This is a genomic window from Rhodococcus sp. NPDC057014 (assembly GCF_042673295.1).
Classification (GTDB): Bacteria; Actinomycetota; Actinomycetes; order Mycobacteriales; family Mycobacteriaceae; genus Rhodococcus_F.
Window position 1 is genome coordinate 22,552 of sequence record NZ_JBHUSF010000063.1, and the last position, 13,237, is coordinate 35,788.

Sequence of the window (13,237 nt, forward strand, 5' to 3'; positions counted from 1 at the left end):
TCGAACCCGACTTCTCAGTTCGCTTCTGCATAATTGGCCAATTCGATCAACGCGGACCGGTAGATGTCGGAGATCGTCTCTGCGAGTTCGGGTTCACTCTCGGGGGCGGTGGATGCGAACTCGGCACTCCACACGACTTCGGCGCCGTCGGGATGGGGGTTGACGGTGAAGGTCGAGGAATAGAACGACAGGGGCAGCGGCCCGGAGACGTACTCGTAGGTGTAGCTTCGCCGCGGATCGTCGTGGTGGACGATCCGCTCCGTCGCTTCGCCACCGTCGTCGACGAAGGTCGCGTACCGCAGGTCACCGTGTTGGTGCGACTTTTCCAGCGCGGGAATCCAGTCCGCGACGTTGGCAGTGTCGCCGCCGATTTTCCACACGGCGTCGGGTGTTGCTCCGATGACGCGGGTCTCGACTACTCGCATGAGGTGTCCTTACGGTCGTATGTAATGAGCAGTTCCGTCAGTCGGCGCACGTCGTCGGCGCCTATCCCGTTGTCCCGCAGCAGAGCGTGGACACCGCCGTACCGCTGGTCGACGTTGTCGAGGAACCGTTCCATCGCATCCGCGGGCGCCGTCCATGCTTCCGGTGGGTAGAGGTCGGCGGCGGGGCCGTACGACGTCATCTGCCGCAGACGCCGCATGGAGGCGGCGACATCGTCGGGGGCGGCGGCGTAGTCGGCGGCGATGTCCTCGCGGAGCACCCCGATGGCGTCGAGGAGCAATGCGACGGCCACGCCGGTCCGGTCCTTGCCGACGGTGCAGTGCACCAGGACCGGGAGAACGGCGGGTTCGAGAAGCCGTGTGGCGAGGGAGACCACGCCGGCGGCGTCCTCGGCCAGGTAGGTGAGATAGCGTGTGACGAGCGGATCGTCACCGTCCATTGGGGCAACCGCCGAGTCCTCGGCCACGCGGTCGCCGATGCTGAACGGGTGGCGGAAGTGGCGAACCCCCAACTCGTCGAGAGGTCCTCGCCCCTCCACCGCGACTTCGTGGGGCAGCCGCAGATCGATGGTCGCCCGGATCCCGGTGTCTGCGATCAGTGCCCGCCCCGACTGCTCGTCCAGAAATTGCGGTGTCCCGCTGCGGAAGAGAACTCCGGACCGTAGGTGCCCGCCGTCCCGGGTTCGCAGTCCGCCGATGTCACGGAACCCGAGAAGTCCCGCGTAGGTCGCGGTCATGACTGTGTGGACAGGATGGTGACGACGCAGGCGTTACCGTCCATTCCGGCCGCTCCCCCACCCATCGTCTCGACGAGCCCGACACGGTGCCGGGCGACCTGCCGCGGTCCGGCCTGCCCGCGCAGTTGCCATGCGATTTCGGCGAGCTGCGCCATTCCGGTGGCGCCGAGCGGATGCCCGCGTGAGAGCAGGCCCCCGCTCGGGTTGACCGGTTGCGCACCGTCGCGGGCGGTGTGGCCGGAGGGGGCGAGTTCGGCGCCCTTGCCGCGGGGTGCGATGCCGAGCGCCTCGAGGGTGATGATCTCACCGATGGTGAAGGCGTCGTGCACCTCGAGCACGTCGATCTCCTGCGGGGTGCGGCCGGCCTGGTCGAAGGCCTTCTCGGCGGCGCGGGCGACGCTGGCGAAGCCCCAGACGTCCTCGCTGCGCTGGTCCCACAGGGCACCGGAAACCATCGCGGAGGCCTCGATCCTCAGGTCGTTGCGGTTGCCGCGGTCGCCGCCGACGATGGCGGCGCCGGCCCCGTCGCTGGTCGGGCAGCACTGCAGGAACGTCAGCGGTTCGGCGATCATGCGGGAGTCGAGCACCTCCTGAACCGTGGGCGCCGTGTCCCGCAGTTGGGCGCGGGGATTGTCCATCCCGTTGGTCTTGTTCTTGACCGCGATGGCCGCGAGTTGTTCTGGGGTGACGCCGAATTCGCCGACGTACCGCTGCGCCTGCAGGGCGTACAGGCCCGGCAACGGCAGGGACGCCGCGCCTTCGGGGTCGGTGGCTTCGGGCACGATGGCTCCGGAGAACAGGGTGGACATCTGATCCACTCCGAGCACCAGAATGCACTTGAACCGGCCATAGCGGACCGCTTCGACCGCCTCGTGGTAGGCCGCGGTGCCGCTGGCACAAGCATTCTCGACGGTCCACATGGGCACCGAGGGAATGCCGAGTCCGCGTTGGATCCGTGTCGCGACTCCGGGCGGGCCGAACACGGACCCGACGATGATGGCGTCGATCGCATCGGGCCGGATACCAGCGTCCTGGACTGCTTCCGCGACCGCGGTCCAGGCGAGAGACTCGACACGCTGGTCCGGGAATCGTCCGTAGGCAGAGGTTCCGACACCCCACAACATGGCCTGGTTCATCGCTGCACCTCCGTAGTGGCGACGAGATCGCCGTCGTCTGTTCCGGTGACCTCGAGCCGAGTACCGATCTCGAGTACCGCGGGTTCGCCGAGGTGAACGAGTACCCGTGGGCCGTCGTCGAGGTCGACGTACGCCAGCCCGAACGGTGGCCGTCGGGTGCCCACGGGGATCGCAACCACGGTCGATGACCAGGTCTCGCCCGTGCGGGCGAAGCGGGCCGGTTCGGTGGAGGCGTAGCACACCGGGCACCACGGCAGATGCTGTTGCGCGGTCGGGTACCGGCACACCGTGCACCGGGAGCCGAGCACGGCATCGCCGTCGAGGACCGGACGCGAGTCGGCGACCGGGAGTCCCCCGACGGCGGAGCCGGCGCGGCGCTTGGTCGGCCGCCCCACACCCAGCTCGCTCATCAGTGCTCACCCGCCAGGGTCAGCGAGAAGTCCTCGGCCTCGATGTGCAGGTACGCGCCGACGGAGGCTTCGACCAGGTTCCTGATGTACCGCGCCTGCCTGCTGGTCGGGGCGAAGTCGCGGTTCCTCTGAGGGGTAGCGCGCATCACGTTGATGTCGTTCTCGGGGACGAGCAGCCGCAGAAGGAGTTCGTCGTCGCTGATCGACTCGCCGAACTTCTTTCGCAATTCGCCCAGGCTCGGCTGCGGAGGCTCCCAGTTCTCGTAGCTCTTTGCCTTGGGCGAGCTCATGATGGTGTCGTACACATTCGGATCCATCGGGGCGACGGGTTTGCCGTAGAAGCCTTGCGAATAGATCATCACCTCGTCCGGCACCACGGAATACCGGGATCCCGTCACCACGTTCAGCACCGCCTGCGTGCCCACCAGCTGCGAGAACGGTGTGGCCATGACGGGATATCCGAGTTCTTCTCGCACCCGGGACATCTCGTCGAGGACCTCTTCGAAACGATCTTCCATGCCGCGGTCGCGCAGCTGCGCCTTGAACGTGCCCGCCATTCCGCCGGGAAGCTGGTGCCGGTACTGGAACAGGGAGTACTCGGCCGGCTGGCCGACCGGCAGGTCCTCGTACTCCGCGACGCGCAGCAGGTGCTGTTCTACTGCGGCGAAACGGGACTCGTCGACGTCGACGTCGAAGCCGGCGTAGCGCAGGTTCGCCACCGTGTTTTCGGTCGAGGGCAGCGACACCCCCGCCGCGAGCGGGCGGCTAGCCGTGTGCACACGATCCGCGCCGGCGAGGACGGCTTCGAGGTAGTTCAGCGGCGCGAGCGCGTTGTTGCTGTGAAAATGGACCTCCACCGGCAGGTTTCCGGCCGCACCTTTGATGGCCGCAATGAGCGAGCGGGTGCGCTCGGGGGTCAGCAGGCCGGCGGCATCCTCGAGTTCGATACCGTCCGCACCGGTCGCGACCAGCTCCCGTGTGCGGGCGGCGTAGTACTCGTCGGTGTGGTAAGGCGTGTCGGCGTAGAGGATGCACGGCAGCGCCTGACCACCCTCGGCCTGCACGGTCTTGACGAGGCGGCCGATCTTGTCGATGTTGAACAGGCCGTCATAGATCCAGAAGCTGCCGACGCCGTGAGCGCTGAGTCGCTGCACCCACAGGTCCATCACGCTGTCCGCGGTGAGTCCGAACGTGACGATGCCATTGCTGCGGGTGCCGGCACGAACCGTCGTCTCGGGCATCGACTTCGACAGCGAGATCAACTGCTCCCACGGATCTTCCTTGCAGTGCCGCACCAGCACCTCGAAGATCGAACTGCCGGCCAGGTCGATGGTGTGGAAGCCGGTGCGGTCCAGCTCGGAAGCCATGGGCAGACCCATGTCCTTGCGCAGCCGCATGCCCCACCAACTCTGGGGGCCGTCGCGCAGTGTCTGATCGACGATGTCGATCTTGCGCCGGGTGCCGTCGGCGTTGCGCGGAGCGATGTCGAGGTAACTCATGAGATCTTCTCCAGATAGTCGGGGAGGCCCCGAGAGGCGATCCACTCGGTGGTGACGGTGCCGGCCCGGAAGTCCGGATGATCCAGTGCCACCCGGGCGAAATCGGCGGTGGTGGGAACTCCGGTCACCCCCAGCCTCCCGAGGGCGGCGACCAGACGATCCGCGGCGACGTCACGGTCGGGTCCGTGCGCCACGATCTTCGCCAGCAGAGAGTCGTAGTACGGGGTAACGACGTAGCCGGGTTCGCAGTGACTGTCGACGCGAATGCCCTCGCCCTCCGGGGGATCCCAGGTCTGCACCGTGCCCGGATTGGGGATGAAACCGCGGGCCGGGTCCTCGGTGGTGATGCGCACCTCGATGGCGTGCCCGGTCAGGTCGATGTCGTCCTGGGTGAACCGCAGCGGCTCCCCTGCCGCCGAACGCAACTGCTCGGCGACCAGGTCGACGCCGGTGACCATCTCGGTCACCGGGTGCTCGACCTGGATTCGGGCGTTGAACTCGAGGAACGCGAACTCGTGGGAGTCTGCGTCGTAGATGAATTCGACGGTGCCGGCGCTGTCGAGCCCGAGCGCCTCGGCGAACAGAACCCCGCTGCGTCGGATGTCCTGACGAATCCTCTCGGGCAGGTTGGGTGCCGGCGATTCCTCGACGACCTTCTGGTGGCGACGTTGCAGGGTGCAGTCGCGCTCACCGAGGTGGATGACGTTGCCGTGTTTGTCCCCGAGCACCTGGACCTCGATGTGGCGGGCGTTGCGGATGAATCGCTCGACGTACAGTCGCCCGTCACCGAACGCCGACTGCGCCTCCGCCGCGGCCGACGACCAGCGGGCCCTCAGCTCGGATTCGTTCTCGACCACAGACATTCCCCGGCCACCGCCGCCGGCGGCGGCCTTGACCAGGACCGGATCGCCGAGTTCGGCGGCCGCGGCGACCGCCGCCTCGGTGGAGTCGAGTATCGGAGAGCCGGACAGCACGGGGATACCGGCCGAGCGGGCGAGTTCACGGGCCCGAGCCTTGTCCCCGGCCTCGGCGACCGCTTCCGGGCGCGGTCCGACGAACGTGAGCCCTTCGGCGACGCAGGCGGCGGCGAATTCCGGGTTCTCCGACAAGAATCCGTAGCCGGGGTGCACGGCGTCGCAGCCGGCGCCGAGGGCGGCACTGAGCACGGCGGGGATCGCCAGGTAGCTCTGCGCTGCCGGGGCGGGGCCGATGCACACGGCGCGGTCTGCCATCCGGGCGGCGAGCCCGTCGCGGTCCACGGTCGAGGTCACGGCGACCGTTTCGATGCCGAGGGCGCGGCAGGCCGTGATCACGCGGACCGCGATCTCCCCGCGGTTGGCGATCAGGACCCGCCGCAGCGGGGTGCGGCGCGGTGACTCGGTGGTCAGGGTCGCCGGGCTAGCCATCGGTCGGCCTGATCAGGAACAGCACCTGGTCGAATTCGACGAGGTCCGCGTTGGCGGCGCAGATCTGCACGATCTCTCCGCCGTGCGGTGTGACCACGGGGTTCATCAACTTCATGACCTCGACGATGGCGATCTGCTGCCCGGCCTCGACGGTCTGCCCGACCTGTACGAACGGCGGATCGCCCGGGCTCGGTGCAGCCCAGAACGCGCCGACCGTCTGGGCTCGCACCTCGATGCACCCCGTGGTGTCCACGGCAGCCGGAGTCACCTCCGGAGCAGGCGCGGGCGGGGCCACCGCGGCCGGAGCCGGAGCGGGCGGGGCCGCGGCGGCCGGAGCCGGAGCGGGCGTAGACGCTGGCGCGGGTACAGCCGCGGCCGGAGCCGGCGGGCCGTCCTTTCCGACGGTGACGCGAATTCCGTCGATCTCGAGAGTCATGGAGGCCCATCCCGACTCCTTGAAGGTGCGCAGAATCTCCTGCACCTCGCGATGGGTCACACGATCCGCCGTGGTCATGACGTGCTCCTCTGGTGTGCGATGGCTGCTAGAAGCACCGGCAGCCGATGGGTGGTAACAATTGCTTCGACACCGGCGTCCAGGGCAGCGCGCACGCCGTCGGGGGCGCAGAACACGGCTCCGCGTACGGTTTTGGTGCTGTCAGGGATGTCGGGCAGCTGCTCGCCGAGGTCCTCGGCGGCGACGGTGTCCGCGTCGAAGATCGGTTCGACGGCGACGTCGGGGCCGACCTGCAGCGAGGCGACCCTCTCGGCCCAGCCGGTGAGGCGGCGCAGATCCTCGTCCTCACTCTCGTCGACCGCCGAGGTCGGCAGTTCGCCGGCGTAGACCTTGCCGGTGGTGGCGTCGACTGTGACGGTGCGGCCGACCAGGCCTGCCACGGTGTCGGTGCCGCAGCCGACGACACAGGGGGTGTCCAGGGCCCGGCTGACCACGGCGGCGTGCGAGGTGGCGCCGCCCTGCTCGGTGACGACAGCGGCGGCCGCGATCATGCCGTGGACGTCGTCGGGGCTGGTCGATTTGCGGACCAGGATGCTTCCCGGGTTCGCTTGTGCCGCTTCGGGAGTGTCCACGACCACACCGGTGGCGACGCCCGGGCTGGCGGCTACTCCGGTCACGAGCACGTCGGCGGTCTCGGCGGCACCGGCGGCGATTTCCGGCCGCAGCAGGGTGCGGATCTGGTCCGCGGTGACGCGGGTCAGCGCCTCCGCCGGTTCGAGGACACCCTCGTCGACGAGTTCGACGGCGATCCGGACCGCGGCGCGGGCGGTCCGCTTCGCCGGCCGGGACTGCAGCAGGAACAACTCGCCGCTCTGAATGGTGAACTCGATGTCCTGGGCGTCGCGGCCCTCGCGGTCGAGTCGCTCGGCGGCGTCGAGGAGTTCGGCGTGCACGGTTGGCCAGCGCTCCTCCAGGTCGGTGAGGGGTTTCGGGGTGATCCGGCCGGACACGACGTCCTCGCCCTGCCCGCGTTGCAGGTACTCGCCGTAGGGTTCGCGGGTGCCGTCGACGGGGTTGCGGGTGAACAGCACGCCGGTGCCGGAGTCGTCGTCGAGGTTGCCGAACACCATCGCCTGGATGGTGACCGCGGTGCCGAGGTCGTCGGGGATGCCGTAGTGCTTGCGGTAGGCGAGGGCACGCCGGGACCGGCTCGACTGGAAGACCGAGGCGACGGCGGCGCGCAATTGTTCCCACGGGTCGGCCGGCACGGTCTCGTCGACGTCGGAGGAGATCGCCGCCCGGACCGACGCGGTATCGGGCAGGTCTTCGAGTTCCTCGGTGCAGCCGAGGACGAGACGGCCGTAGAAGCCGGTGAAGCGGCGATGCACCTCGGCGGCGAAGTCGCGGTCGTCGCTTTCTGCGGCCAGGGCGGCCTCGACCTCGTCGTTGCAGCCGAGGTCGAGGATGGTGTCCATCATGCCGGGCATGCTGATCGCGGCGCCGGAGCGCACCGACACCAGCAGCGGGCGTTCGGCGCCGCCGAACGTGCGGCCGAGTTCCTTCTCCAGCAACCGGATTCCAGCGATCAGTTCGTCGGCCAGGCCCTCGGGCAGGCCGCCGTCGGCGAAGTAGGCCTCGCAGGCCGCGGTGGTGACGACGAATGCCGGTGGCACCCGCAGGCCCAGTGACCGCATCCGCCACAGGCTCCATGCCTTCCCGCCGACCAGATCGCGGCTCGGCTCGGCGGCGTTCTCGTCCGGGACGACGAGCCAGCGAAGTCCCGTTGCGGTGCTCATTCGGGGCGCTCCCGTCCGGTGAGGCGGAGGATGTGTTCGTGCATCTGGAACCACACGGTGTGGACGGAGTCGACGCGGACGCCGCTGACGTAGTCGGTCTCGCCGCCCTCTGCGCGGATCAGCGCCGCGCCGATCCGGTCGAGGAATCGATCGACCAGCGGGTTCTGCTGGGCCAGGGGTTGCAGGACCTTCTGGGTCTTCTCGTGCACGCGGCCGAGCTTCTCGACGATCTTGGCGTCGTAGTCGGCGTCGGCGTGATCGTTGCTGACGCGGGCGCCGTCGACCTCGATCGTCTGCCAATCGGTGGTCAGGGTGAGGACCTGCTTGTTGACGCCGGTCTCGAAGGAGTCCATCGCGTCGGTGACGGCCGGGTCCGCGCGCAGACCGGCGAAGGCGCGGACGTACACGTCGTCGAGGAACTCGCGGCCGGCCGGGGTGATCATGTAGTTGCCGCGCGCGGCCATCACCGCGCCGTCCGCGACGGCCTTCTCCAGCGCCGCCTCGACGTCGGCGATCGGGAGGGCGTTGATCTCGGCGAGCTGCTCGGCGGATCCGAGCTGACGCAGGGTCAGGGTGTGAACGGTGAGTTCGTTGGGGTCGAGCATGACGGGTCCTTTCGGTGTCGGGGTCAGACCTGCGCGGCGACCATGCGGTCGCGCACTTCGCGGCGCAGGGATTTCCCGACCGGACTGGTGGGGATGTTCGGCCAGATCTCCAGGGAACGAGGCCGTTTGAAACCGGCGAGTCGATCGGCGCAGAACTCGAGGATCTCGTCGGGCTCGGCGGTGGAGCGGGTGACGACAGCGGCGGCGACCCGTTCGCCCCACTTCTCGTCGGGCAGGCCCACGACGGCGGCCTCGACGACCGCGGGGTGGGTCAGCAGGGCGTCTTCGACCTCGCGGGGGTAGACGTTGAAGCCGCCCGAGATGATGACGTCGTGCCTGCGGTCGAGCAGGTGCAGGTATCCGTCGTCGTCCCAGCGTCCGATGTCGCCGGTGTGCAACCAGCCGTCCGATTCGATCGTCTCGGCGGTGGCGTCCGGGCGACGCCAGTACCGGCTCATCGTGTGCGGCCCCCGGGTCAGGACCTCCCCGACCTCGTCCGGTCCGAGCACGGTGCCGTCGGCGGCCCGGACCTGCACCTCGACGAACGTGTAGGGCTTACCGGCGGAGGTCAGTCGTTCCGGTGTGTGCTCCCACGGCTGCAGGCAGGTGATCGCCAGCGGCGCCTCCGCCTGACCGTAGAGCTGCGCGAAAACCGGTCCGAGGAGGTCGATTCCGCGTTGGAGCACACTGGTCGCGATAGGTGCTCCTCCGTAGCACAGACGCTCGAGGGCGAGATCCGCTGTTGCCGTGGCGGGATCTTCGAGCAGCATCGCGATCATCGTCGGCACCATGAACGTCGACGTGGCCCGGTACTTCTGTGCGGCGTCGAGGAAGGCGGCGGGCGAGAATTTCGACACGATGACGTTCGGGGCGCCCTTGACCAGGTGCGGCAGGAAGAACGCGCCGCTGCCGTGGGTGATCGGGGCGGCGTGCAGCATCACCGAGTCCGGTCGCAGGTTCGGCAGCAGGTCGACCAGGAAGTTCGCCACTTCGGCGAGCTCGCTGCGCGTGGTCAGGACCACCGCCTTGGGCTTGCCGGTCGTGCCGCCGGTGTAGGCCAACCGCAGTGGTTCGTCCTGGTCGCGCCGCACGTCGCAGGGGCCCTCGGCGGCGCCGGCGATGAGGCCGGGCAGCTCGTCGGCGGTGATCATCACCTCGACCCGGGCGGGCGGCTCTCCGGCGTGGACCAGCGCTCGTGCCTGCGAATCCTCGACCTTGTAGGCGTGCTCGTGCGCGGTCTCTCGGACGTTCAGCGGGACCCGGACCAGCCCGGCCTTCGCGAGGGCGTAGTAGACGACGACGCCGTCGATCCCGTTCGGCATCAGGACCGCGACGCGGTCACCGGCGTCGAGGCCGCGGGCCAGCAGGGCGTGGCCGAGCCGGTCGGTGAGTGCGTCGAATTCGGCGAAGCTGACCACCCGGTCGCCGTCGATCAACGCGGGGGCGGCACCGAATTGCCGCCCGGCGCGGCGGATCAGGTCACCGATCTGCATCGTCATTCCTTCGTCTCGCTCGCGGCGGGCAGGTCGGCGCGACGCAGCCCGGACCCGCGGCCCTCCAGGTTTCGGGAGCCTCGCTGTGCGAGGCGGTACAGCTCGTCCGCCTTCGGGGTCCCGTGGTTCCACTTCACCCATTCCTCGTCGAGGTAGCGGTTGCCGCCGTCGAGCACAGCGGGCGTGAATCCCCGTGCGCGCGAGTTGTAGTCGTCGATGTCGATGCGTCCGGCACTGGTGGTCCACACACCGGTCTTGCCGGGCAGGCTCGACGAGCCGCTGAACCGGTCACCTGCCGTCGGTGCGTAGTCGTCGTCGGTGAGCACCGAGTAGGGGATGCCGGTGAGCATGTTGCGGTTCAGGTCGGAGTAGCGGGCCATGGTGTACTCGTTGCTCGTCTGGTGGGGCAATCCCAGCAGGCCCACCATCTCGCCGAGGTTGTCGCGTCCGTATTCGTCGTTGAGCAGGGGCTTGAACCGCTGCACTCGTTCGTCGACCTGGAACCAGTCGTCCTGCCGGTAGGTTCCGGCGAGATGCGCGAAGTCCTTGCCGACCGAGGAGTAGACCAGGGCGCCGGCGTCGATCATCTGCTCGCGTGACCAGGTGGCGATCCGCTTCCACAGGTCGGTGGTCGCCTCGTTGAGGATCTCCCGGTACTGCTCCATGGTGTCGGCCAGGGTGTCGGCGTCGTCCATGCCGACCGGAATGTAGCCGTCGGTCAACGCGTCCGAGGTGTACATCCCGACCGCTTCGATGTTGGCGGCGTTGTATCCGGGTTCGGCCTCGAAGGACGCCCAGTCGTCCATCAAGTGGAAGTTGGTTCCCTTGAAGACGATCGGGATCGTGAGGTTGTTGAACGGCAATTGGGTGGCGATGCCGTCGAGCCACGGGTAGTCACCTTCGGTGAGGTCGAAGAAGTCCCGCATGATCATCTGCCGGTTGTTGCCGAAGTCGTAGGGGCCGCTGTTGTGCAGGCCGATGCGGCACTCGCAGTGCGCGAGGAACGCGTACTGGGACAGTTGGGCGACGAGTTTGGTTGCGGCGGTGTGCAGCCGGTCACCGGGCACCACACCGTGCAGGTCGGACTCGAACACCTGCAGGGTGCGTTCGGGCAGGAACTGGCTGCGGTCGCCGAATTCCTTGTTCGTCAGGTGTCCGTCGTTGCGGTGGTAGGCCAGATTGAACCGCCGGGAGAAGTCGAGCACGTCGACGACGTCGTCGACCGCGTCGGTGGGCCGCAGGAGCCCCCAGTTCATCAGCATTTCGCGGCCGATGAGGTAGAACGCGGGCATGCCCCACGCCGCGTTGACCGTGTCCACCTTGAGGCTGACCTCGCGGGCGCGGTCTCCGAGTTCCTCGGCGGGGGTCGCCGCGTCGATCTCGCGCAGCAGGGTCGGCAACCGGTAGAAGCTGTTGAGATAGCTCACCAGCATGTACGGGTTCATCGGGAACAGCTTCGACTCCTGCACCGTCCGCGTGATGCACAGCCAGTAGGTGGTGTCGGACAGACTCCGGAGGTAGTTGTTGGTCTCCAGCAGGGTCCGGTAGTTCAGATTCGCCATGGTCTCAGCTCTCGCTTTCGATCAGCCAGATCCGGGCATGCCCGGTGTCGCCCGTCTCGTAGGCATCCGCTGCCGGGGGCGCCGCGGTCACTTCGAGTTCGACCAGGTCGCCGTTCTTCAGGTCGTTGATCTTGCAGTTCATCAGTGTGGGGACGTCGTACTCACGGGCGAGGATGCCCAGGTGCGAGCGCACGGTGCCGCCGAGGCAGATGACGCCGGCGAACCCTTCGATGATCGGTGCGGTCAAGGTGCCGCCCGAGTCGTCGATCACGGCGATCGTGCCGGGCGGGATGCCGTCGGTGAGGAATTCCATGACCTGCTCGACGGCGGAGATCAACGCGACCGGTCCGATGACCGTCTGGGACTTCTTGATCACGTTGTCGCCGATACCCACGTGACGGCGACCGTCCGAGTCCCGGTCTTCCGAGAACTCCCGCGCCTCTCGGTCGGTTCGCTTGTACTTGTGCGGCTCGGATTCGAGCGAGACCGTCGCGGAGTACTCGAACCGGTACCCGGAATCCAGGGCCTCCTGCTCGATCGCTCGCGCATCCTCCACCGAGAAGATCTCGAACTGACGTTCGAACACGCTGTCTTTCCACCGCTCGCCGGTGGCGGAGAATCGTTGTGCCGCCAACGACCGCACAGCGGTGTTGAAGCGGCCCGGCAATGGGAGCATTTCGGTCGATCCCCATTTCGGGGGCGTAACCACGGAGTCGGACATGTCACCTCACGTTTCCTCGGGACGGACGCAGCCGCCGACGCGGCCGGAAACAGGTGGCTACCTGGTATTTTTTCTCCGGCTTCTTGGCGTTGTGACCTAAAACTAGTTACGCTCCGTGGTGTGACCCAGTCCACGTTGGGGGACACTTCCGGGACAACGCCGAGCGCAAAGTCCTCGTCCCGAAACCGCTCCCCGTTCCGCGCCAACCTGAGCAAGGCCGACTACGAGCGTGCCTTCGACATCCTCGAACAGTGCTCCGGCGCGGCCTGCCTTCCCGACTTCAAGGAACGGGCCGTCGAGGCGATCAGTGAGCACTTCGCCCTGAGACACGTGTCGTTCTTCGCCGGCGCGACCTTCCACACCGTCTTCGAGGACTCGGCACCCCTGACGGCGGGCAAGACCGCCAAGATGCTGCCCGAGTACCAGGACCGGTGGGCCCGCTACGACATCTTCGGCACGCCGGCGGCGATGCGGCAACTCGTCTCCAGCGGGGTGTCGTCGTTGGACGAACTGCAGTCGATGGGCCAGTTGCCGGCGGCGGCCGACGCCTACGTCAGATACTTCCTCTCCTCCACGTGGCGCATGCAGACTGCTGCCGCGCTGCGCCTGGAGTTGAGCGCGGGACACACGGCACTGCTGGGGATGTTCGACCCGGAGCCCGGCAAGATCGGCGCCTCGGAGGCGGCCACGCTGCGCCTGCTGAGCCAGCAGATGTCCGCCATGGCTCGCGGCCTGCCCGCGTCGAAGTCGCAGGCCGCCCTTGCACGGCTCTCCGTGCGGCAGCGGCAGGTCGTCCGGCTCGTCGCGGACGGATTGTCGAATGCGCAGATCGCCGAGATCCTCTCCCTGGCCGAGGACAGCGTGAAGAAGTACGTCACCCGAATCCTCACGACCACCGGCTGCCAGTCCCGGATGGAACTGGCGCTGCTGGCACGGGCGCAACGGATATGAGTAAGGGGCCGCGGACAATTAGTC

Annotated in this window: 13 protein-coding genes; 1 reads left to right on the plus strand and 12 read right to left on the minus strand. The window is 68.0% G+C overall.

Features of this window, described 5'->3' with window-relative positions; all coding sequences use genetic code 11:
* Nucleotides 1-14: 14 nt before the first annotated feature.
* The 12 genes from ACFTZB_RS15355 to ACFTZB_RS15410 are packed head-to-tail and all read right to left on the minus strand — an operon-like array spanning nucleotide 15 to nucleotide 12,217.
* Nucleotides 15-425, minus strand: coding sequence for an SRPBCC family protein (locus tag ACFTZB_RS15355; protein WP_378432673.1), 411 nt, complete (start codon nucleotides 423-425; stop codon nucleotides 15-17).
* Nucleotides 416-1,180, minus strand: a complete 765-nt coding sequence (locus ACFTZB_RS15360; protein WP_378432674.1) for a tyrosine-protein phosphatase — start codon at nucleotides 1,178-1,180, stop codon at nucleotides 416-418. Before ACFTZB_RS15360 ends, ACFTZB_RS15355 begins: the two co-directional genes overlap by 10 nt.
* Nucleotides 1,177-2,316, minus strand: coding sequence for a thiolase family protein (locus tag ACFTZB_RS15365; RefSeq protein ID WP_378432675.1), 1,140 nt, complete (start codon nucleotides 2,314-2,316; stop codon nucleotides 1,177-1,179). The genes ACFTZB_RS15360 and ACFTZB_RS15365 overlap by 4 nt, the downstream gene beginning before the upstream one ends.
* The gene (locus ACFTZB_RS15370; protein ID WP_378432676.1) at nucleotides 2,313-2,726 is read right to left on the minus strand and encodes a Zn-ribbon domain-containing OB-fold protein; all 414 of its coding nucleotides are present in this window, start codon (nucleotides 2,724-2,726) and stop codon (nucleotides 2,313-2,315) included. Before ACFTZB_RS15370 ends, ACFTZB_RS15365 begins: the two co-directional genes overlap by 4 nt.
* Nucleotides 2,726-4,225 carry a carboxyltransferase gene (locus tag ACFTZB_RS15375; protein ID WP_378432677.1) on the minus strand — a complete coding sequence of 500 codons (1,500 nt, stop codon included), beginning with the start codon at nucleotides 4,223-4,225 and terminating at the stop codon, nucleotides 2,726-2,728. The genes ACFTZB_RS15370 and ACFTZB_RS15375 overlap by 1 nt, the downstream gene beginning before the upstream one ends.
* Nucleotides 4,222-5,631 (minus strand): acetyl/propionyl/methylcrotonyl-CoA carboxylase subunit alpha, encoded by a 1,410-nt coding sequence (locus ACFTZB_RS15380; protein WP_378432678.1) that lies wholly within the window; start codon nucleotides 5,629-5,631, stop codon nucleotides 4,222-4,224. Before ACFTZB_RS15380 ends, ACFTZB_RS15375 begins: the two co-directional genes overlap by 4 nt.
* The gene (locus ACFTZB_RS15385) at nucleotides 5,624-6,145 is read right to left on the minus strand and encodes an acetyl-CoA carboxylase biotin carboxyl carrier protein (protein WP_378432679.1); all 522 of its coding nucleotides are present in this window, start codon (nucleotides 6,143-6,145) and stop codon (nucleotides 5,624-5,626) included. Before ACFTZB_RS15385 ends, ACFTZB_RS15380 begins: the two co-directional genes overlap by 8 nt.
* Nucleotides 6,142-7,881, minus strand: coding sequence for a pyruvate, phosphate dikinase (locus tag ACFTZB_RS15390; protein WP_378432680.1), 1,740 nt, complete (start codon nucleotides 7,879-7,881; stop codon nucleotides 6,142-6,144). The genes ACFTZB_RS15385 and ACFTZB_RS15390 overlap by 4 nt, the downstream gene beginning before the upstream one ends.
* The gene (locus ACFTZB_RS15395; RefSeq protein ID WP_378432681.1) at nucleotides 7,878-8,486 is read right to left on the minus strand and encodes a hypothetical protein; all 609 of its coding nucleotides are present in this window, start codon (nucleotides 8,484-8,486) and stop codon (nucleotides 7,878-7,880) included. Before ACFTZB_RS15395 ends, ACFTZB_RS15390 begins: the two co-directional genes overlap by 4 nt.
* Nucleotides 8,487-8,509: 23 nt before the next feature.
* A complete protein-coding gene (locus ACFTZB_RS15400; RefSeq protein WP_378432682.1) occupies nucleotides 8,510-9,979 on the minus strand; it encodes an AMP-binding protein in 1,470 nt (489 codons plus the stop codon).
* Nucleotides 9,980-9,981: 2 nt separating this feature from the next.
* A complete protein-coding gene (locus tag ACFTZB_RS15405; protein WP_378432683.1) occupies nucleotides 9,982-11,541 on the minus strand; it encodes a hypothetical protein in 1,560 nt (519 codons plus the stop codon).
* A gap of 4 nt (nucleotides 11,542-11,545) precedes the next feature.
* Nucleotides 11,546-12,217 carry a PEP-utilizing enzyme gene (locus ACFTZB_RS15410; protein WP_095861703.1) on the minus strand — a complete coding sequence of 224 codons (672 nt, stop codon included), beginning with the start codon at nucleotides 12,215-12,217 and terminating at the stop codon, nucleotides 11,546-11,548.
* 165 nt (nucleotides 12,218-12,382) lie between these two features.
* Between ACFTZB_RS15410 and ACFTZB_RS15415 the strand changes: the two genes are divergently transcribed.
* Entirely contained in the window at nucleotides 12,383-13,213 is an 831-nt protein-coding gene (locus ACFTZB_RS15415) for a helix-turn-helix transcriptional regulator (RefSeq protein ID WP_095861602.1), read from the plus strand.
* Nucleotides 13,214-13,237: the final 24 nt, after the last annotated feature.

Bases quoted from the DNA above. Each gene is read 5' to 3' on its own strand.
- ACFTZB_RS15355 (WP_378432673.1), bottom strand. From the start codon at position 425: ATGCGAGTAGTCGAGACCCGCGTCATCGGAGCAACACCCGACGCCGTG.
- ACFTZB_RS15360 (WP_378432674.1), bottom strand. From the start codon at position 1,180: ATGACCGCGACCTACGCGGGACTTCTCGGGTTCCGTGACATCGGCGGA.
- ACFTZB_RS15365 (WP_378432675.1), bottom strand. From the start codon at position 2,316: ATGAACCAGGCCATGTTGTGGGGTGTCGGAACCTCTGCCTACGGACGA.
- ACFTZB_RS15370 (WP_378432676.1), bottom strand. From the start codon at position 2,726: ATGAGCGAGCTGGGTGTGGGGCGGCCGACCAAGCGCCGCGCCGGCTCC.
- ACFTZB_RS15375 (WP_378432677.1), bottom strand. From the start codon at position 4,225: ATGAGTTACCTCGACATCGCTCCGCGCAACGCCGACGGCACCCGGCGC.
- ACFTZB_RS15380 (WP_378432678.1), bottom strand. From the start codon at position 5,631: ATGGCTAGCCCGGCGACCCTGACCACCGAGTCACCGCGCCGCACCCCG.
- ACFTZB_RS15385 (WP_378432679.1), bottom strand. From the start codon at position 6,145: ATGACCACGGCGGATCGTGTGACCCATCGCGAGGTGCAGGAGATTCTG.
- ACFTZB_RS15390 (WP_378432680.1), bottom strand. From the start codon at position 7,881: ATGAGCACCGCAACGGGACTTCGCTGGCTCGTCGTCCCGGACGAGAAC.
- ACFTZB_RS15395 (WP_378432681.1), bottom strand. From the start codon at position 8,486: ATGCTCGACCCCAACGAACTCACCGTTCACACCCTGACCCTGCGTCAG.
- ACFTZB_RS15400 (WP_378432682.1), bottom strand. From the start codon at position 9,979: ATGCAGATCGGTGACCTGATCCGCCGCGCCGGGCGGCAATTCGGTGCC.
- ACFTZB_RS15405 (WP_378432683.1), bottom strand. From the start codon at position 11,541: ATGGCGAATCTGAACTACCGGACCCTGCTGGAGACCAACAACTACCTC.
- ACFTZB_RS15410 (WP_095861703.1), bottom strand. From the start codon at position 12,217: ATGCTCCCATTGCCGGGCCGCTTCAACACCGCTGTGCGGTCGTTGGCG.